Annotated in this window: 21 protein-coding genes; 15 read left to right on the top strand and 6 right to left on the bottom strand. The window is 73.6% G+C overall.

Annotated features, from left to right (window positions below):
• Window positions 1-13: 13 nt before the first annotated feature.
• Window positions 14-463 carry an SRPBCC family protein gene (locus ACZ52R_RS25015; RefSeq protein WP_465665706.1) on the bottom strand — a complete coding sequence of 150 codons (450 nt, stop codon included), beginning with the start codon at window positions 461-463 and terminating at the stop codon, window positions 14-16.
• A 125-nt stretch (window positions 464-588) separates the two neighbouring features.
• Here ACZ52R_RS25015 and ACZ52R_RS25010 point away from each other — a divergent pair, with 125 nt between their 5' ends.
• The 5 genes from ACZ52R_RS25010 (at window position 589) to ACZ52R_RS24990 (ending at window position 5,892) form a co-directional block, all read left to right on the top strand.
• Complete coding sequence (locus tag ACZ52R_RS25010) at window positions 589-1,059, top strand: MarR family winged helix-turn-helix transcriptional regulator (RefSeq protein ID WP_465618756.1); 471 nt, start codon at window positions 589-591, stop codon at window positions 1,057-1,059.
• Window positions 1,060-1,164: 105 nt separating this feature from the next.
• Window positions 1,165-1,845, top strand: a complete 681-nt coding sequence (locus ACZ52R_RS25005; RefSeq protein WP_465665704.1) for a TetR/AcrR family transcriptional regulator — start codon at window positions 1,165-1,167, stop codon at window positions 1,843-1,845.
• Window positions 1,846-2,038: 193 nt separating this feature from the next.
• Window positions 2,039-3,574 (top strand): MFS transporter, encoded by a 1,536-nt coding sequence (locus tag ACZ52R_RS25000; protein ID WP_465618754.1) that lies wholly within the window; start codon window positions 2,039-2,041, stop codon window positions 3,572-3,574.
• A gap of 237 nt (window positions 3,575-3,811) precedes the next feature.
• Complete coding sequence (gene qcrB, locus ACZ52R_RS24995) at window positions 3,812-5,422, top strand: cytochrome bc1 complex cytochrome b subunit (RefSeq protein WP_465754172.1); 1,611 nt, start codon at window positions 3,812-3,814, stop codon at window positions 5,420-5,422.
• Window positions 5,423-5,451: 29 nt separating this feature from the next.
• On the top strand, window positions 5,452-5,892 hold the full coding sequence (locus tag ACZ52R_RS24990; protein WP_360507255.1) for a PPOX class F420-dependent oxidoreductase: 441 nt from the start codon (window positions 5,452-5,454) through the stop codon (window positions 5,890-5,892).
• A gap of 191 nt (window positions 5,893-6,083) precedes the next feature.
• Here ACZ52R_RS24990 and ACZ52R_RS24985 read toward each other — a convergent pair whose 3' ends face one another.
• Window positions 6,084-6,287: a hypothetical protein gene (locus ACZ52R_RS24985; protein WP_360507258.1), complete on the bottom strand. Its 204-nt coding sequence runs from the start codon at window positions 6,285-6,287 to the stop codon at window positions 6,084-6,086.
• Complete coding sequence (locus tag ACZ52R_RS24980; protein ID WP_360507261.1) at window positions 6,284-6,553, bottom strand: DUF1876 domain-containing protein; 270 nt, start codon at window positions 6,551-6,553, stop codon at window positions 6,284-6,286. The genes ACZ52R_RS24985 and ACZ52R_RS24980 overlap by 4 nt, the downstream gene beginning before the upstream one ends.
• Window positions 6,554-6,720: 167 nt before the next feature.
• On the opposite strand from ACZ52R_RS24980, the gene ACZ52R_RS24975 reads away from it, so the two are divergent.
• From ACZ52R_RS24975 to ACZ52R_RS24960, 4 genes are read left to right on the top strand one after another with little or no spacing between them, the layout of a single operon-like run.
• Window positions 6,721-7,599, top strand: coding sequence for a YndJ family protein (locus ACZ52R_RS24975; RefSeq protein ID WP_465618750.1), 879 nt, complete (start codon window positions 6,721-6,723; stop codon window positions 7,597-7,599).
• Window positions 7,596-8,108: a DUF1990 family protein gene (locus ACZ52R_RS24970; RefSeq protein ID WP_465618748.1), complete on the top strand. Its 513-nt coding sequence runs from the start codon at window positions 7,596-7,598 to the stop codon at window positions 8,106-8,108. Before ACZ52R_RS24975 ends, ACZ52R_RS24970 begins: the two co-directional genes overlap by 4 nt.
• Before the next feature lie 41 nt (window positions 8,109-8,149).
• On the top strand, window positions 8,150-8,779 hold the full coding sequence (locus tag ACZ52R_RS24965; protein ID WP_465754171.1) for a hypothetical protein: 630 nt from the start codon (window positions 8,150-8,152) through the stop codon (window positions 8,777-8,779).
• A complete protein-coding gene (locus ACZ52R_RS24960; protein ID WP_360507270.1) occupies window positions 8,776-9,489 on the top strand; it encodes a hypothetical protein in 714 nt (237 codons plus the stop codon). The genes ACZ52R_RS24965 and ACZ52R_RS24960 overlap by 4 nt, the downstream gene beginning before the upstream one ends.
• 71 nt (window positions 9,490-9,560) lie before the next feature.
• Here the strand turns inward: ACZ52R_RS24960 and ACZ52R_RS24955 are convergent, their stop codons facing one another.
• Genes ACZ52R_RS24955 through ACZ52R_RS24945 form a run of 3 tightly spaced genes read right to left on the bottom strand, consistent with a single transcriptional unit; the run spans window position 9,561 to window position 11,470 of the window.
• A complete protein-coding gene (locus ACZ52R_RS24955; RefSeq protein WP_465618742.1) occupies window positions 9,561-10,328 on the bottom strand; it encodes a zf-HC2 domain-containing protein in 768 nt (255 codons plus the stop codon).
• On the bottom strand, window positions 10,325-10,927 hold the full coding sequence (locus ACZ52R_RS24950; protein ID WP_396287933.1) for a sigma-70 family RNA polymerase sigma factor: 603 nt from the start codon (window positions 10,925-10,927) through the stop codon (window positions 10,325-10,327). Before ACZ52R_RS24950 ends, ACZ52R_RS24955 begins: the two co-directional genes overlap by 4 nt.
• A 3-nt stretch (window positions 10,928-10,930) precedes the next feature.
• Window positions 10,931-11,470 (bottom strand): hypothetical protein, encoded by a 540-nt coding sequence (locus ACZ52R_RS24945; protein WP_360507278.1) that lies wholly within the window; start codon window positions 11,468-11,470, stop codon window positions 10,931-10,933.
• A gap of 81 nt (window positions 11,471-11,551) precedes the next feature.
• On the opposite strand from ACZ52R_RS24945, the gene ACZ52R_RS24940 reads away from it, so the two are divergent.
• The 6 genes from ACZ52R_RS24940 to ACZ52R_RS24915 all read left to right on the top strand — a co-directional run bounded on the left by ACZ52R_RS24940 (window position 11,552) and on the right by ACZ52R_RS24915 (window position 17,305).
• Window positions 11,552-12,055 carry a thioredoxin family protein gene (locus tag ACZ52R_RS24940; protein WP_465754170.1) on the top strand — a complete coding sequence of 168 codons (504 nt, stop codon included), beginning with the start codon at window positions 11,552-11,554 and terminating at the stop codon, window positions 12,053-12,055.
• Between the two features lie 168 nt (window positions 12,056-12,223).
• Window positions 12,224-12,958, top strand: a complete 735-nt coding sequence (locus tag ACZ52R_RS24935) for an alpha/beta fold hydrolase (RefSeq protein WP_465754169.1) — start codon at window positions 12,224-12,226, stop codon at window positions 12,956-12,958.
• Between the two features lie 207 nt (window positions 12,959-13,165).
• Window positions 13,166-13,621, top strand: coding sequence for an OsmC family protein (locus ACZ52R_RS24930; protein WP_360507286.1), 456 nt, complete (start codon window positions 13,166-13,168; stop codon window positions 13,619-13,621).
• Entirely contained in the window at window positions 13,618-15,072 is a 1,455-nt protein-coding gene (locus tag ACZ52R_RS24925; RefSeq protein WP_465618736.1) for a dihydrolipoyl dehydrogenase family protein, read from the top strand. Before ACZ52R_RS24930 ends, ACZ52R_RS24925 begins: the two co-directional genes overlap by 4 nt.
• A gap of 185 nt (window positions 15,073-15,257) precedes the next feature.
• Complete coding sequence (locus ACZ52R_RS24920; RefSeq protein ID WP_465754168.1) at window positions 15,258-16,352, top strand: WD40/YVTN/BNR-like repeat-containing protein; 1,095 nt, start codon at window positions 15,258-15,260, stop codon at window positions 16,350-16,352.
• Between the two features lie 173 nt (window positions 16,353-16,525).
• Window positions 16,526-17,305 carry a GNAT family N-acetyltransferase gene (locus ACZ52R_RS24915; RefSeq protein WP_465618732.1) on the top strand — a complete coding sequence of 260 codons (780 nt, stop codon included), beginning with the start codon at window positions 16,526-16,528 and terminating at the stop codon, window positions 17,303-17,305.
• Window positions 17,306-17,322: the final 17 nt, after the last annotated feature.

Raw genomic sequence — 17,322 nt, 5'->3', positions numbered from 1 at the left:
GCGACGCGAGGGGTCAGGCGTTCCGGACGACCTCGCGGGTGAGCTTGAGGGTGGTCTGGATGGCCAGCAGGTAGCCGCCGTGCATGCGGGTGGCGGCGGCTTCCTCGGCTTCTCCGCCGCCGAGGTCGAGTTCGCCGCGGAAGGTGAGGGTGAGGCCGTGCTCGTCCTCGTCGATGTCGTTGTGGATCACCCAGCGGGCGGCCTCGTCGTCGCGGAAGAAGCTGACGCGGGTCTTCGGGTGGAAGACGATCTCCTCGCGCACCCGCTCGCCGTGGAAGACGACCTCGCGGATCAGGCCTTTCTCGGTCCGCTCGAGCACGGTGCACTCGTCCATGGCGGCGACGACGGGCACCGCGTTCTCGGCCTTGCGCACCAGGCCGGCCCAGACGTCGTCCCGGGTGAGGTGCACCTCGTCGGGGTTGGCCGGGTCGTTGACGCGCACGGTCTCGCTGATGACTCGCATGACGGATCCCCCAGTTACTTGTTCGGCCAAGCAATTTGCTTGTGCGGCCAAGTAAACGCTTGAGGCATGCCCAGCGCAAGAGGTGGCCCCAGAAGAGAAGAACTGATTGCGCATACAATGAACCCATGCCTGAACTCCCGAACCCCCTCGCCGAGGCCGGCGGCATCAGCCAGGCCATCGCCCGGGTCTCCCGCCTGCACCGGGCGAACGCGGAGCGCCTGCTGCGCCCGCACGGCCTGCACGCCGGGCAGGAGCTGCTGATGATGCTGCTCTGGGAGCGCGGGGCGCTGCCGCAGGCCGCACTGATCGAGGAGCTCGGCACGGACGCCTCCACCGTGACGCGGATGGTGCAGCGGCTGGAGCAGGCCGGGTTCGTCCGGCGCCGGCGCAGTGAGACCGACCGGCGAGCCGTGGTGGTCGAGGCGACGGCGGCGGCCTGCGCCCTGCGCGATCAGGTCGCGCAGTCCTGGCGGGAGCTGGAGGCGGTCACCCTGACCGGGCTGGACGAGGCCGACCGGGCCGCGCTGACCGGCCTACTGGGGCGGCTGGAGCTCAATCTGAGCCCCGCCGTCGACGCCGGCGACCCCGCAGTGTGACGCAGGTCACATGGGTGGCGGAAATTCCGGGGACAGATTCCCCGTTTCCGACTACGTTGGCAGAAGCGGGGAGAACTTCCCCGGTATCCTGAAGGAGCAGTCGTCGTGACCACCGTAGCCGCCGAGTCGGTTCGTCCCGCGGGGAGTGTCCGTACGCCGAAGTTGCGTGCGGATGCGAGCCGGAACCGGGAGCGAATCGTGCTGGCGGCCCGGGAGGCGTTCGTCGAGCACGGTGCGGATGTGCCGCTGGACGAGATCGCCAAGCGGGCGGGGGTCGGCAATGCCACGCTCTACCGGAACTTCCCGGATCGGATGGCACTGATCCGCGAGGTGGCACTGCTGGTCAAGAACCGCATCCTGGCTCTCGCCGAGACGGCGACGGCGGAGGCGGACGCCGCTGACGGCGGTGGCCCGTTCGACGCTCTACAGCGGTTCGCGCACGCGACCGTCGCGGAGAAGGTCGGCGGTCTGTGCGCGCTGTTCACCAGCCATGTCGACCCGCACGACCCGGAGTTGACCGAGATCCGGGAGCGCCTGCGGTCCGCCGTGAGCGGACTGATGGAGCGCGCCCGGGCGGCGGGCGAGCTGCGGCCGGACGTCGACCACGGTGACCTGTTCATCGCGATGAGCCAGCTGACCCGACCGCTGCCGGGCACCTCCTGCCGGCTGCTGGACGAGTTCGTCCACCGGCACCTGCAGCTGTTCCTGGACGGCCTGCGCGCGCCGGCCCGTTCGGTCCTGCCCGGCCGGGCCGCGACCTTCGAGGACTTCCTGACCCAGAACTGACCGATGCACCACACCTGATCCGACCGGCACACCTGATCCGACCGGCGGCACCGGGCGACCCGCGCTCCTGGGCGGCGCCGACCCGGCCTGCCCCCGGCATGCCTTCGAGCACCTTTCACCGTACGGCAACCAGCCGTTCCCGTACGGCAGTTGACCGTTCACGCACACCACGCACCGTGAAGTGAGTACCCCCATGCCTCAAACCGACGCCCGACCGGCGACGCTGCCCGATCCCCGCCGCTGGAAAGCGCTGATATTCATCGGCCTCGCCCAGCTGATGGTCGTCCTCGACGCGACCATCGTGAACATCGCCCTTCCGTCCGCCCAGAAGGACCTGGGCATCACCGACGGCAACCGCCAGTGGGTGATCACCGCCTACGCGCTGGCCTTCGGCGGCCTGCTGCTGTTCGGCGGCCGGATCGCGGACCTCTGGGGCCGCAAGCGGACCTTCATCGTCGGCCTGACCGGCTTCGCGCTGGCCTCCGCGCTCGGCGGCTTCGCGGTCAACACCGCGATGCTGCTCGGCGCCCGCGCCCTGCAGGGCGTGTTCGGCGCACTGCTCGCGCCGGCCGCACTGTCGCTGCTCGCCGTGACCTTCACCGAGGCGAAGGAGCGCGCCAAGGCCTTCGGCATCTACGGTGCGATCGCCGGTGGCGGTGGCGCCATCGGTCTGATCCTCGGCGGCCTGCTGACCGAGTACATGAACTGGCGCTGGACCTTCTTCGTCAACATCCCGTTCGCCATCGCCGCCGCCGCCGGCGCGGTGCTGGTGATCCGCGAACCCGCCGAGGGCCGCAACCGCAGCAAGCTGGACGTCCCCGGCGTGCTGCTGGTGACCACCGGCCTGGTCTCGCTGGTCTACGGCTTCACCAGGGCCGAGACCAGCGGCTGGACCGCCGGCAGCACCCTGGGCCTGTTCGCCGCGGCCGCCGTGCTGCTGTTCGCCTTCGTGATGGTGGAGCTGAGGGTCAAGGCCCCGCTGCTGCCGCTGCGCGTGGTGCTGAACCGCAACCGCGGCGGGGTGTACCTGTCGCTGGGCATGGCCGTGATCGGCATGTTCGGTCTGTTCCTCTTCCTGACCTACTACCTGCAGATCGTGCTCGGCTACAGCCCGGTGCTGACCGGCGTGGCCTTCCTGCCGATGGTGGCGGGCATGATCACCGGCTCGACCCAGATCGGCGCCCGGCTGATGACCCGGGTTCCGGCCCGCTACCTGATGGCGCCCGGCTTCCTGGTCGCCTCGGCGGGCATGTTCCTGCTGACCCACATCAGCCTGGACACGTCCTACCCGGCGCTGATCCTGCCCGGCCTGATCCTGATGGGCCTCGGCATGGGCACCGCGTTCATGCCGGCCATGAGCCTCGCCACGTACGGCGTCCAGCCGCGCGACGCGGGCGTGGCCTCCGCGATGGTCAACACCTCACAGCAGGTCGGCGGCGCCATCGGCACCGCGCTGCTGAACACCATCGCGGCCAGCGCGACCACCAGCTGGCTGGCCTCGCACGCCACCGCCGCGGCCGCCGCCTCCCCGGAGGCCGCCAAGGCGCTGCAGTTCCAGGGCATGGTGCACGGCTTCTCGACCGCGATCTGGGTGTCCTTCGGGATCCTGGTGGCAGCCGCCGCCGTCGCCTTCACCTTCATCAACGCCGGTCGCCCCGACGCGACGTCGGGTGCGGGCGCCGGTGCGGGCGCCGCGAAGGCCGACGAGGTGCCGGTGCTGGTGCACTGACGCCCAGGGGTTTCACTCGGGTGCGTACGCGGCCCGTCCGGTGTCTCACGACACCGGACGGGCCGCTCGCCGTTTCCGCCGCTTCACTGCTTCCGCCTCCGCCTCCGCCTCCGCCTCCGCCCGATGCTCACCTCACCCGACCCCCGGCTGGAAGTGGGGATGACCCCCCGTTTAGGGTGGACCCCAGTGCGAATCGGGGACATCTCCCCGTTTCCTTCGGACCGAGGTGCGTGCGACATGACCCGGAATCAGAGCCCAGGGCGGGGGCAGCGGGCCGCCGACTGGGCGGACGGCCGGCTGGGGATCTACACCCTGGCCAGGGCGAACCTCCGCAAGATCTTCCCGGACCACTGGTCCTTCATGCTGGGCGAGATCTGCCTCTACACCTTCCTGATCATCATCCTGACCGGCGTCTGGCTGACCCTGTTCTTCAAGCCGTCGATGGGCGAGGTGGTCTACGCCGGCTCGTACGTGCCGCTCAAGGGCATCGCGATGTCGGAGGCCTACGCCTCCACCGTGGACATCAGCTTCGAGGTGCGCGGCGGCCTGCTGATCCGGCAGATCCACCACTGGGCGGCGATCGTCTTCGTCGCGGCCATGTTCGTCCACATGATGCGGGTGTTCTTCACCGGCGCGTTCCGCAAGCCGCGCGAGATCAACTGGGTCTTCGGCTTCCTGCTGCTCTTCCTCGGCATGCTGGACGGCTTCTTCGGTTACTCGCTGCCGGACGACCTGCTCTCCGGCACCGGCCTCCGGTTCATCGAGGGCGCGATCCTCGCCGTCCCGCTGATCGGCACCTACGTCCAGATGTTCCTGTTCGGGGGCGAGTTCCCCGGCCACGACATCGTGCCGCGGTTCTTCACCATCCACGTGCTGCTGATCCCCGGCATCATGCTCGGGCTCCTGGTGGCACACCTGATCCTGGTCTTCTACCACAAGCACACCCAGTGGGCGGGCCCCGGCAGGACCGAGAAGAACGTCGTCGGCATGCCGCTGATGCCGGTCTACCTGGCCAAGGCCGGCGGGTTCTTCTTCCTGATGTTCGGCATCATCGCGCTGCTGGCGGCGATCGCGACCGTCAACCCGATCTGGGCGTACGGACCGTACCGTCCCGACCAGGTCTCCACCGACGCCCAGCCGGACTGGTACATGGGCTTCGCCGAGGGCCTGATCCGGATCATGCCGGGCTGGGAGGTCGGCCCGTGGGGCCACACCCTCAACCTCGGGGTGCTCATCCCGTTCACCCTGTTCCCGCTGGTCCTGGGCGCCATAGCGGTCTACCCGTTCGTGGAGAACTGGCTCACCGACGACAAGCGGGAGCACCACCTGCTCGACCGGCCGCGCAACGCGCCCGTCCGCACCGCACTCGGCGCCGCCTGGATCAGCCTGTACCTGGTGGCGCTCGTGGCGGGCGGCAACGACCTCATCGCCACCCACCTGCACCTGTCCCTCAACGCGATCACCTACGCCGCCCGCGTCGGCTTCTTCGCCGTCCCGGTGATCGTCTTCACCGTCACCAAGCGCTGGTGCCTCGGGCTGCAGCGCCGGGACCGCGACAAGGTGCTGCACGGCCGCGAGACCGGCGTCATCAAGCGGCTGCCGCACGGCGAGTTCACCGAGGTGCACGCCGGGCTCACGCCCGCCGAACTCCACCGGCTCACGGCACACGATCAGCCGCGCCCCCTCGAACTGCCCGCCCCGGTGGACGAGAATGGAGTCGCCCACCCGGCAGGGGTGCTCACCCGCACCCGCGCGAGGCTGTCCCGCGGATTCCACGGCGAGCACGCACAGATTCCCAAGCCCACCGTCGAGGAGTACCGCGAGATCACCGAGGGCCACGGGCACTGACCCGCCCCCGACGCCAGAGGGAGGACATCGTGCACGACCGCACCGACCGACTCGCCGACAGCAGACACCTCCTGCTCACCACCTTCGACGAGGACGGCACCCGGATCGACTCCCAGCTCTGGGTGGTGCCGGACGGCACGGCGCTCGGGGTCTGGACCCCCGCCCACTCGGGCGAGGCCGAACGGATCCGCCGCCACCCCCGGGTGCTGATCGGCCCCTGCGACGCCCACGGGCGCCCGACCGGCCGCAGCGTCCCGGCCCGCGCCCGGCTCTGCGACGCCGACGCGACCGCGCGCTACCGCACCTCGCTGATCAACAAGTACGGCCTGACGGCCCTGATCGTGCTGGCCCGCAGCCGGTTCCGGGTCGGGCTGGACGGGACGGTCGGGATCCGGATCACCCCGAACACGCTGGAGCAGCGGCTGGTCGGGCCGGAGTGGCGGCCGCCGGGCACGTACTGCGTCAACTGAGACCGCCGCCAGGGCAGCAGAGCCCGCCGTGCGCCGGGACCCGGGGACGGGGTCCCGGCGCACGGCGTTTCCGGCGCACGGCGTTTCCGGCGCACGGCGTTGTCGGCGTCGGCGTCAGCGTCGCGTCGGCGTCGGCGCAGGGTTCGCCCGGGGCCTGCGGCTCGGGGCTCGACAGCCCGGGCCCCGGCGGCTCAGGTGTCGTCGTCCGGCGCCCGCGCCAGGTCCCCGGGCTCGCAGGCCTCGCGGCCGGTCCCGACGTGGACGACCTTGATCGCCCGGTCCGGACCGCCGGGCACGACCTGCTGTTCGTGCCCGCAGCGCGGGCAGATCAGCGGGATCCGTGGACGGGACGGCGCCGGTCCGGTGCCGCCGCCGTCCGGGTGCGGGGCACTCACGTCAGCGGGTGGGTCGGGATCGGGCTGACCTCCTGGATCTCACCGTGGGCCTTGGTGAGCAGTTGGGAGGCGAGGTCGTTGAGCGCGCGGGCGCCCGCGACCTCTTCGCCGACCCGTAGCTGGTCCGGGTCGGAGGGGTGGCGGCTGCTGTAGCCGTGGGCGCGCAGTTCGGTCCCGTCGCCGAGCCGGAGCAGGGCGGCGGCGCTGGTGCGCGGACCGTCCTCACGGAACTCCATGTCGATGTGCCAACCGACCAGAGTCTGCATGGCGGATCACCTCCATCGGTTACTCCTCCAGAGTGCGCCGCACCCACCGTGAACACCAGGCAGCCGGGACCGGGCCTCCGTCGGGGGCAGGTTGAACGCGTTCAAGTCAGCGGCGTAGAGTCGGCCGCGAAGCTCATTTGAACGCGTTCAAGGGGGGTGTGTCCGCCATGGGCAAGGGCACCACCGAACTGGTGGACCTGCTGGTCCTGCTCGGCATGGGCGCCGTCGTCCCGCTCGGCCTCGCCCTGATCGACGAACCCGGGCTCGCCCGGGTCCGCCGCTTCTGGCCACTCGCCGCCGTACCCGGCGCGCTCTCGCTCTGGCTGCCGCGCGGCGGCCTCGCCGCCGGGCCCGCCACCGTCTACGCCCTGGGCACCCTGGTCATCGCCCTGCACGCGCCGCTGCGGCTGGCCCGCACCCGCTCGCTGGTGCCCGCCGAGATCGCCGTGCTCACCGCGCTCGCCGCGCCCTCGGTGGCCGGGGTCGCCCTGGTCGCCGAACGCTCCGGCTACCCGCTGTTCGGCTTCGAGCCGCACGTCCTGGCGCTCACCGTCCCGCACTTCCACTACGCCGGCTTCACCGCCGCCCTGGTCGCCGGGCTGGTCTGCCGCGCCGCCGCCCCGGCCGCAGGCCTCGGCTCCACCGCGCCCTCCGCCGCGACCTCCACCGCGGCCCGCTGCGCGGCGCTCAGCGTCCCGGCGGGCACCCTGCTGGTGCTGGCCGGGTACTTCCTCGGCGACTGGTGGCAGTTCGCCGGGGCCCTCGTGCTGACCACGGGCATGTGGCTGGTCGGCCTGGTCACCTGGCGCGAGCTGCGCCCCCGCGGCGGCGACGCCGCCACCGCCCGACTGTTCGCCCTCTCCTCGGCCGTCCTCGCGCTCACCATGGTGCTCGCCCTCTGGTGGGCCCTCGGCCGGGCCGCCGGACTCCCCCACCCCACCCTGACCTGGATGGCCGCCACCCACGGCGTCGGCAACGCGCTCGGCTTCGCCCTCTGCGCCCTCCTCGCCTGGCGCCGGCTCAACACCCCGAAGGCCCACCGGTGAACGACTACAGCTACCCCGAACAGGGCGCCAGCGCCACCGGCGCACTGCCCGACGGCTACCACCACCTGCGGCACCGGGCGCTGATCGGCCACGGCCACGCCGCACTCGGGGTCGCCGGAGCCGCCCTGCTCGGCTGGCGGATGCACCGGCTGGCGGGCGTACGGATCGACGCCGAGGCGGACCAGGCGGCCCCCGGCGTCGCCGTCCACTGCGCGATCGGCGTCGGCCCGCTGCGGGTCGGCGCCCCGAACCGGGTCCTGACCGCCGTCGACGGCCCGGACCGCTACGGCTTCACCCACGGGACGCGGCACGGCCATCCGGCCCGCGGCGAGGAGACCTTCCTGGTCGAGATGGGGCCGGACCAGGCGGTCTGGTTCACCGTCACCGCCTTCAGCCGACCCGTCGCCCGGTACGCCCGGCTGGCCGGCCCGCTGCTCCCGCTCGCCCACCGCGCCTTCGCCCGGCGCTGCGGGCGGGTGCCGGCCGGGATCGCGGCGGACGCGGCGTAAATGCCGTGCCCGGCGCAGCCGCCCTCCGGCATGATCGCCGGATGATGTCGATGCAGCCGGTCCTGGAGATCTTCGCCCCCGACGACTTCGCGCTCTGGCCCACGGGCGAGCAGCAGCCCTGGGGATACCTGGTGCTGAACGGGGAGTTGACGCCGGCCGAGGTGGGCACGGCGGTGTGGCGGCTCACCGACTGCAACGACGTCGACCCCGACGAGGACGACGAGCGCGGTCCGCGCCCGGAGGATCCGCTGGGCGCCTTCCTGCACGGGCTGCTCACCATGCCGGACCTCTTCGCCCCCGGCGGGTTCCGGGTGACCGACCCCGCCACCGGCACCGTCTTCCAACCGGGCTGCTGCACCGGCCTGGAGGAGTGGCGCCAGTGGCTGACCGTGGCCGACGGCACGGGCACGGCCTGGTTCGGCCACGACCCGGACGCCCGGGCCGAGTGCGTCGGCCGGGTCGTCCGGCTCACCCAGGACGCCGAGGACGCGGACAGCCCGGTCATCGAGCTGCCGCTGGACGAGCTGCGCCGGCTGCTCGCCGGCGCCGAACAGGACCTGCGCGACTTCCTGGCCCTGGCGACGGGTTGGGCCGAGCGGCAGCTGCCCGACCACGCCGCCGCCGTCACCGCCGCCCTCGCCCGGGCACTGGACCTGGAGCCACCGGCATGACCAGCTTCCACACCCACCGAGCCCGGGTGCACGACACCTCCCTCCCGCTGTACCGGCGGCACAGCGCGCTGCGGACCTGCCTGACTTGCTTCGCCCCCTACGGCCTGCGGGCGACGTACCACCACCTCACCGTCAGTGCCCGGATGCCCCGGTACCTGGAGACGGACCCGGACTCGCTGCTCCGCGCGGTGGAGGAGCTCCACGAGGCGCGGGAGCTGTGGCGGGCCCGGGCCGAGGAGTACCGGGCGCAGCGCCGGGCGCAGAAGCGGGCCGGACTGCGGGAGCCGCCGGTGACGCCGTGGTGGGACCGGTACCGCTACCGGTGGGGCTCGCCGGACACGGCGTGGCACCACGACCCCTTTCTGCACCCGCCGTTGAGCCTGCCCGACTACGTCCGGCGGCAGAACGCGCTGCTGGACGGCGCCGAGCTGCCCGGCTGCCCGGCCTGCGGGGAGGAGGGCCCGCCGGTGTCACTGCCGAGCTGCGACGGCCACGCCGAGCTGTGCCGCTCCTGCGCGCGGGTGCTGACGCCCTGCCCGTGCGGGCGTTGGCACAGCTTCGAGCCGACGCTCCGGGTCGGCTGGAGCCGCACGTGGCGGCGGGAGCACATGTCCGGCACCGGCGAGCCGAATCCGCACTGGCCCGGGGTCCGGGGGACGGCCCGGATCGAGCGGCTGGCCGCGTACCACTACGTGCACGGGCCGTACTGAGTCGGGCCGCGTAGGCGGGGGGCGGGTCGGGGAGGCGGGGCAGGTCGGGCCCTCGTGGGCGGGGAGGCGGGTCAGGCCTGGTGGGCGGGGACGGCGACCAGGAGGGCGCCGGTGGTCTGGACCCGCACCTCGAAGTGGTCGATGTCGCCCGGCTGGAGGGCCGCGCCGCCGGTGGTGCGCAGCACGCCGCCGTGGTCCCCGTAGCCGCTCGCCGGGACGGTCCAGGTGTTCACCGTCTGCTGTCCGCCGCTGTGCGAGACGGCGACCAGACTGCAGGTCAACGGGCCCTGGACACCGGAGAGTTGCATGCTGACCCGACTGCCCCAGGTGGTGCCGTCCACGCCGACGGTGGCGTGCGCGCCGGTGGCCTGGTCGGTGGCGCTGAACTGCTCGGCCACGGCGACCACGGCGGGGGTGCTGTCGGCGGTGAGCACCGCGGCCGTGACGGCGGGGCCCGCCGCCACCATCGCGGTCGCGGCCAGGGCCAGGACGAGTCGCCGCACCCGGCCCCGCCGCCGAACGGTGCCGACCTCGGCGACCAGCCGGTCCAGGAGCCGCGGATCCGGGTGCGGGGCGGGGCCGGCCGGGTCCAGCCCGGCGGCCGTCGCGGAGGCCGCGTACTCGGCCAACAGTGGTTCAACGAAGCCGAGTTCGGACACCTGCTCGGCGCACTGCGGGCAGTCGGCCAGGTGCCGTTCGAAGGCGGCGCGCTCGGCGGGCTCCAGCAGGCCGAGGACGTAGGCGCCGGCGTCGGTGTGCTCCGGGCCGCCGGGCACGCCGTCCGGCCCGCCGGGAATGTGCTCCGGGCGGCCGGGCTCGGGGTCGGGGCGCTTGGTCACGATGTCACTCCCCGTTCCTCCAGCGCGAGCCTGAGCGAGCGCAGTGCGTAGAACACCCGCGACCGTACGGTCCCGGCCGGGATGTCGAGTTCGGCGGCCGCCTCGTTGGCCGTGCGGCCCTTCAGATAGGTCTCGACGATGATCTCGCGGTGCGCCGGCGAGAGGTCGCCGAGCGCGTCCGCGACGGTCATCATCCGCAGTGCCCGGTCGAGCTCGTCCTCGGCGGGCAGCAGTTCCAGGGCCGACGCGTCCACCTCGCGGGGCCTGGCCCGGGCGCTGCGGTGCTCGTCGATCACGATCCGCCGGGCGACCGTGACCAGCCAGGGCCGCAGCGAGCCCGCCGCCGGGTCGAGGCGGTGGATGTTGCGCCAGGCGCGGACCAGCGTCTCCTGGACGACGTCCTCGGCCCGCTGCCGGTCGCCGGCGACCAGGTGGAGCACGAAGCCGAAGAGCGGACCGGCGTGCTCGTGGTACAGGGCGCGCATCAACTCCTCGTCGGACGCCCTCGTGCCGTGGCCGGCCGTGCCGTCGACGGGGTGCTCCTCGGTCACCACTTCATCGTTGCGCACCCGGGCCTCCTGGTCGAGGGCGGTCGACATCGGTCAGTAGCCCGGGGTGCTGGGCATCGGGTTGGAGTTCGTGCCGGTGCCCGCCTTGCCACCGCTCGGGGTCACCGCGAACCAGGTGCCGCCCACGCCCTGGCCCTTGGTGTCGCCGGGCTTGGCGTCCGGCGAGTAGCGGTAGACCGGCCAGCCGTTGACGGTGACCTGCTTGGTGCCGTCGGAGCGGGTGACCGTGCCGACCAGCTTGCTGTCGATGCCCTTGACCGTGACGTCGCCGTTGACGTGCTCGGGCGGCCAGGTCGTGGCACAGCTGCCGTTGCAGTAGGACTCCGGCGGGTTGCTCTCGTCCTGGTCGAAGCGGTAGAGCGTGAAGCCGGCGCTGTCGGTGACGATCGTGCCCAGCTTGGGGTCGGTGGCGGTCTGCAGGGTCGCGCTCGCCGGGGCGGTCGGGCTGCCCGACATGCTCGGCGTACTGGACTTGCTTCCTCCGGACGACCCGCAGCCGGCGATCAGGGCAGCCACCGCGATGCCGGAGGCGGCCAGCACGGCGGCCCGGCGGGTGCGGGGTGTGCTGCGCATGGGGTGCCTCCCGCGGTCTGAACGGACTGGACACCCTTCTGTACGGGCGGTGGCGGCCGGTTGCTCAATGCCGGGCGCCGGATGGCCGCAGGACGGCCACGGAATGCCGGACACCCCGGAATACGGTGCCGAGCAGCACCGTTGTCGCGGGCACATGGCCTGTACCGCAGCCTCCGGAAGGGAAGGAATCGCGAGATGAGCAGCACGGTCGAGCTGACCAAGGAGAACTTCGACGACATCGTCCCCGGCCCGGAGGGCAAGGACTTCGTCTTCATCGACTTCTGGGCCGGGTGGTGCGGTCCCTGCCGCCAGTTCGCCCCGGTGTACGAGAAGGCGGCCGAGCGCCACTCCGACCTGGTCTTCGCCAAGGTGGACACCGAGGCGCAGCAGGAGCTCGCCTCCGCGTTCGGCATCCAGTCGATCCCGACACTGGCGATCATCCGTGAGGGCGTGCTCGTCTTCTCGCAGGCCGGCGCGCTGCCGGAGGCGGTGTTCGAGGACCTGATCGGCCAGGCCCGCAACCTGGACATGGCCGAGGTGAAGCGCAAGGTCGCCGAGGAGCAGGCGGCCGGCGGCCAGGCCTGAGCCGCGAGCGGTCGGCGGGGGCCCGGGGAGCGTCGTCCCCCCGGGCCCCCGCCGTGCCCGCTCCCCCGCTTCCGGGACCACGCCGCGGGTGCCGATCGGGATCCGCTCCTAGAGTCGTCGGTGACAGCGGCCTCCGCGGAGGCCCCGCCGACGAAGGAGTGATCCGCCATGAGCACGTTCGTACTGGTCCCCGGGTTCTGGCTCGGTGCCTGGGCCTGGGACGAGGTGGCCGCGCCGCTGCGCGCCGCCGGGCACCGCGTCCACCCGGTGAGCCTGCCCGGGGTGGCCGAACGGGCGGCCGAGTCCGGCGAGTTCGGCTTGGAGGAGCACATCGCCGACCTGGCCGACCTGCTGGTCCGCGAGGACCTGTGGGACGTCGTGCTGGTCGCCCACAGCGGCGCCTGCGCCCCGGTGGGCGGGCTCGCGGACCGGATGCCGGAGCGGATCCGCCGGGTGGTCTACCTGGACAGCGTCCCGCTGGTCGACGGCTCCGCGCTCCACGACCTCTGGCAGCCCGACTACCGGCAGATGGCCGAGGCCTCGGTGGTCGACGGCCGGTTCCCGATGCCGTCCTGGGAGTACCTGGACACCCACGGCGCCGGCCTGGGGGGCCTGGACGAGGCCACCCTGGCGCGGGTCCGCTCCCTCGCCACCCCGCACCCGGCCGGGGCGTACCGGGACGAGCTCCGGCTGACCGGCGCCGGGGGCGCCCTGCCGCACGCGCTGGTGTCCTGTTCCTTCCCGCTCTCCCAGGTCCGCGAGCTGATCGCGGCGGGCCACCCGTACTTCGCCGGGATGGCCGCGCCGAACTGGGAACTGCGCGAACTGCCCACCGGGCACTGGCCGATGTTCTCCCGTCCGGCCGACACGGCGGCGGTGCTCGCGGAGCTCGCCGCGATCTGAGCCCCCGGCCTGTCCCCCATGCCCGGGCCCGTCCCCCGTGTGTCCTGGGGTGCCCCCGCGTGTCTTGGGTGCCCCCGCGTGCGCAGGCCTGTCCCCCGCGTGCACGGGCGTGTCCCCTGCGCGTCCTGCGCGTGTCCGACCGTCGCGAAGGCACGCCCGACCCGGCAGGATGGGCCCAACGCCGTACCCGAGCGGAGAGCGAGACTCATGAGCGAGCAGACCGGCCGTACCGAACCGCCTGCCGCCGGGCCCGAGTTCGGACGGGTCACCACCGCGCTGGTCACCGGGAGCGCCGCCGACCCGCCGTACCACGTGGACGTCAAGGCCGGCACCCACGCGCTGACCTCGGACGAGCCGGTGCGGCGCGGCGGCTCGGACAGCGGGCCGGAACCGTTCGCGCTGCTGCTCGCCTCCCTCGGCTCCTGCACCGCGATCACCCTGCGAATGTACGCCGACCGCAAGAAGTGGCCGCTGCAGGCGGTCCGGGTGAGGCTCGGGTACGAAACGGACGGCAGCCGGGGCCGGATCTCCCGCCGGGTCGCCCTGACCGGCGACCTGGACGGGGCCCAGCGCGCCCGACTGCTCGACATCTGCGAACGCACGCCCGTCACCCTCGCCCTGCGGGCCGGGGTGGCCATCGAGACCACGGAGGACCGGGCATGACCAGCACCGCCGAGGAGTACGACGTCATCGTCCTGGGGGCCGGCCCGACCGGCGAGAACGTGGCGGACCGGACGGTCGCCGCCGGGCTGCGCACGGTGATCGTGGAGGCCGAGCTGGTCGGCGGCGAGTGCTCGTACTGGGCCTGCATGCCGAGCAAGGCGCTGCTGCGCCCGTCGGCCGCGCTGGCCGACGCCCGCGCGGTGGCCGGCTCCCGGGAGGCGGTCGGCGACGGACGGCTGGACCCGGCCGCGGTGCTGGCCCGGCGGGACTCCTTCGCCTCGCACTGGAGCGACGACGGCCAGGTGCGGTGGCTGCGGGACACCGGCATCGACCTGGTCCGCGGCCACGGCCGGCTGGCCGGCGAGCGGACGGTGACGGTGGAGGCCGAGGACGGCAGCGAGCGGGTGCTCACCGCCCGGCACGCCGTCGTGGTGTCCACCGGCAGCCGTCCGGTGCTGCCCGGGCACGTGCCGGGGCTGACCGAGGCCCTCCCGTGGACCAACCGGGAGGCCACCGGCTCGCCGGCCGTGCCCGGGCGGCTGGCGGTGGTCGGCGGCGGGGTGGTCGGGGTGGAGATGGCCGCCGCCTGGCGGGCGCTCGGCGCCGAGGTGGTGCTGCTGGTTCGCGGCGAGGGGCTGCTGCCGCGGATGGAGCCGTTCGCGGGCGAGCTGGTCGCCGAGGGCCTGCGCAAGGCCGGGGTGGACGTCCGTTTCGGCACCGAGGTCACCGGGGTGCAGCGGGCGGACGGCTCCGGGCCGGTGACCCTGACGCTCAGGAGCGGCGCGGAGGACGGCGCGGAGCTGACCGCCGACGAGGTGCTGTACGCGACCGGCCGGGCCCCGCGCACCGCCGACATCGGGCTGGAACAGGTCGGGCTGAAGCCGGGCGACTGGCTGGAGGTGGACGACAGCTGCACGGTGCTCGGCGTGGACGGCGAGTGGCTGTACGCCGCCGGGGACGTCAACCACCGGGCGCTGCTCACCCACCAGGGCAAGTACCAGGCCCGGATCGCGGGCGCGGCGATCGCCGCCCGCGCCCAGGGGCGCCCGCTGGACACCGCGCGCTGGGGCGCGCACGCCGCGTCCGCCGACCTCGCGGGCGCGCCGCAGGTCGTGTTCACGCAACCGGAAGTCGCCGCCGTCGGCCTGACCCTGGCCGCCGCCGAGGAGGCCGGGCTGCGGGTCAAGACCGTCGACCACGACCTCGGCGCCGTCGCCGGGGCCTCGCTGTACGGCGACGACTACCGCGGCCGGGCCCGGGTGGTCTTCGACCTGGACCGCCAGGTGCTCGTCGGCGCCTCCCTGGTCGGCCCCGGCGTGGCCGAACTGCTGCACTCGGCGACCGTCGCGGTGGTCGGCGAGGTGCCCATCGACCGGCTCTGGCACGCGGTGCCCGCGTACCCGACGATCAGCGAGGTCTGGCTGCGGCTGCTGGAGGGCTGCCGGGGGTAGGGCCCCTGGCCGGGGGTAGGGCCCCTGGCCGCAAGTGCGGCCCCCGGCCGGGCGAACGGCCTTCCGGGTCAAGGACGGCCTCCCGGGTGAACGGCGCGGCGAGATGTGACCACCGGTGGACGGCGGGACACTGGCAGTCGGGGGCCGTCCCGGGGGCCGCGCTCGTGACCAGGGTGGTGTGAGGCATGACCGAAGTGCTGTTGGCCGTCGGAACCGAGAAGGGCCTCTTTCTCGGCCGCAGCCGCGACCGGCTGACGTGGGAGTTCAGCGGGCCGCACTTCCCGATGAACGCGATCTACTCCGTCTCCGTCGACCGCCGCGAGGGCCGCACCAGAATCCTGGTCGGCGCCGACAGCAGCCACTGGGGGCCCTCGGTCTGGCGCTCCGACGACCTCGGCGCGCACTGGTACGAGCCGCCGCAGCCGGCCATCCGCTTCCCCGAGTCCACCGGCGCCTCGCTCACCCGGGTCTGGCAGCTGCAGCCCGCCGGCGGCGAGGCCCCCGGCGTCGTCTACGCGGGCACCGAGCCCGCCGCGCTGTTCCGCTCCACCGACGGCGGCGAGACGTTCGCCCTGGTGGAGTCGCTCTGGGAACACCCCCAGCGGCCGCAGTGGGGCGCCGGCTACGGCGGCCAGGGCCTGCACACCATCCTCACAGACTCGCACGACCCGCAACGGCTGCTGGTCGCCGTCTCCAGCGGCGGCGTCTACCGCAGCAAGGACGGCGGCGACAGCTGGGAGCCCTCCAACACCGGGCTGCGCGCCGAGTTCCTCCCGCAGGAGAGCCAGTACCCCGAGTTCGGCCAGTGCGTGCACAAGATCGCCCCGGACCCGGTCAACCCCGACCGGCTCTACCTGCAGAACCACGGCGGCGTCTACCGCAGCGACGACTGGGGCGCCGGCTGGCGCTCGATCGTCGACGGGCTGCCCGCCGAGTTCGGCTTCGCCGTCGCCGCCCACCCCCGCCGGGGCGACACCGCCTACCTCTTCCCGCTCGGCGGCTCCGACGACCGCATCCCGCCCGACCGCCGCTGCCGGGTCTTCCGCACCACCGACGGCGGCACCAGCTGGCAGCAGCTCGCCGACGGCCTGCCCGGCGAGGACCACTACGGCATCGTGCTGCGCGACGCCCTGCGCACCGACGACGCCGACCCGGCCGGGATCTACTTCGGCAACCGGACCGGCGACGTGTACGGCAGCCGGGACGAGGGCGAGAACTGGTCGCTGCTGATCTCCCACCTGCCGGACGTGCTCTGCGTCCGCGCCGCGGTGGTGGCCTGAGCCCGGCGCCGGCCGCCGCGCTTCCCGACGGCCTGCCGCCCCCAAGTCCGCTGCCCCGAAGCCCGCTGTCCCGAAGCCCGCTGCCGGAAAACCGGTTGCCCCGAGCGCCCGGTTCTGGCCAGCATGAGCCGCCGACGAACGATCTCCGGCGAACTCGCGAAAAGGGGTGGGCCATGGCTGAGGCCGACTGGGTGGTCAGGCACGACGGCGACGGCAATCCGGTACTGCGCTACCAGCCGGGCGAGCGGGAGGGCCTGCCCTGGGCCGACCTGCTGCAGGTGCTGGACGAGTCGGTGGACGCGGCCGGGTTCATCCGGGCCGAGCTGCCCGGGTGGGTGGTCTCCGGCAGCCCCGAACTCGGGCAGCGCCTGGCGGCGGACGGCGCGACGGTCCTGCGGCACGCCCACACCTTCCGCCGGGACCTGCGCGCCGACCCCCCGCCCGCCGACTGGGCCGGGGCGCCGCTGCCCGACGGCCTGCGCGGGGGACTGCGCGACGGCCTGCGGGCGGTGCCCTGCGACCGGGCGCCCGAGGAGCTGTTCGAGGCCTGGCGGGCCGCCTTCGGGCCCGGGCACGTCGACCGCTTCCCGGGCGACGACGCCCAGGCGCTCTCCGACCGACTCGGCCTGCTGCTCGCCGGGAAGGCCATCGGCCCGGTCCTGCCGTCCAGCCTGCTCGCCGTGGACGCCGAGGACCGCGTGGTCGCCGGGGTGATCCTGACCGACCGCGACGGCCGGCCGTGGGTCGCCGAGGTCTTCCGCCACCCACAGCGCGGCTACCGCGGCCTCGGCGCCGACCTGCTGCGCCGGGCGGTCGCGGACGCCGCCGCGCGCGGGATCGCCGACCTGCACCTGGCGGTGACCGACGGCAACCCGGCCCGCCGCCTCTACGAGTCGCTGGGCTTCCTGCTGCAGGAGACCTCGCTGACGGTGCTCGTCCCGGACGCCGACTGAGCCCGGGTGCGCTCAGG

It is taken from the genome of Kitasatospora sp. NPDC034023, assembly GCF_055575795.1.
This window is presented reverse-complemented; position numbering and strand designations above follow the sequence as displayed.

What these genes read in the sequence shown, in the direction of transcription:
- ACZ52R_RS25010 (WP_465618756.1), top strand. Translation starts at nt 589, where the DNA reads ATGCCTGAACTCCCGAACCCCCTCGCCGAGGCCGGCGGCATCAGCCAG.
- ACZ52R_RS24945 (WP_360507278.1), bottom strand. Translation starts at nt 11,470, where the DNA reads ATGCGCAGCACACCCCGCACCCGCCGGGCCGCCGTGCTGGCCGCCTCC.
- ACZ52R_RS25015 (WP_465665706.1), bottom strand. Translation starts at nt 463, where the DNA reads ATGCGAGTCATCAGCGAGACCGTGCGCGTCAACGACCCGGCCAACCCC.
- ACZ52R_RS24935 (WP_465754169.1), top strand. Translation starts at nt 12,224, where the DNA reads ATGAGCACGTTCGTACTGGTCCCCGGGTTCTGGCTCGGTGCCTGGGCC.
- qcrB (WP_465754172.1), top strand. Translation starts at nt 3,812, where the DNA reads ATGACCCGGAATCAGAGCCCAGGGCGGGGGCAGCGGGCCGCCGACTGG.
- ACZ52R_RS24920 (WP_465754168.1), top strand. Translation starts at nt 15,258, where the DNA reads ATGACCGAAGTGCTGTTGGCCGTCGGAACCGAGAAGGGCCTCTTTCTC.
- ACZ52R_RS25000 (WP_465618754.1), top strand. Translation starts at nt 2,039, where the DNA reads ATGCCTCAAACCGACGCCCGACCGGCGACGCTGCCCGATCCCCGCCGC.
- ACZ52R_RS24950 (WP_396287933.1), bottom strand. Translation starts at nt 10,927, where the DNA reads ATGTCGACCGCCCTCGACCAGGAGGCCCGGGTGCGCAACGATGAAGTG.
- ACZ52R_RS24925 (WP_465618736.1), top strand. Translation starts at nt 13,618, where the DNA reads ATGACCAGCACCGCCGAGGAGTACGACGTCATCGTCCTGGGGGCCGGC.
- ACZ52R_RS24930 (WP_360507286.1), top strand. Translation starts at nt 13,166, where the DNA reads ATGAGCGAGCAGACCGGCCGTACCGAACCGCCTGCCGCCGGGCCCGAG.
- ACZ52R_RS24965 (WP_465754171.1), top strand. Translation starts at nt 8,150, where the DNA reads ATGATGTCGATGCAGCCGGTCCTGGAGATCTTCGCCCCCGACGACTTC.
- ACZ52R_RS24975 (WP_465618750.1), top strand. Translation starts at nt 6,721, where the DNA reads ATGGGCAAGGGCACCACCGAACTGGTGGACCTGCTGGTCCTGCTCGGC.
- ACZ52R_RS24960 (WP_360507270.1), top strand. Translation starts at nt 8,776, where the DNA reads ATGACCAGCTTCCACACCCACCGAGCCCGGGTGCACGACACCTCCCTC.
- ACZ52R_RS24980 (WP_360507261.1), bottom strand. Translation starts at nt 6,553, where the DNA reads ATGCAGACTCTGGTCGGTTGGCACATCGACATGGAGTTCCGTGAGGAC.
- ACZ52R_RS24915 (WP_465618732.1), top strand. Translation starts at nt 16,526, where the DNA reads ATGGCTGAGGCCGACTGGGTGGTCAGGCACGACGGCGACGGCAATCCG.
- ACZ52R_RS24940 (WP_465754170.1), top strand. Translation starts at nt 11,552, where the DNA reads ATGGCCGCAGGACGGCCACGGAATGCCGGACACCCCGGAATACGGTGC.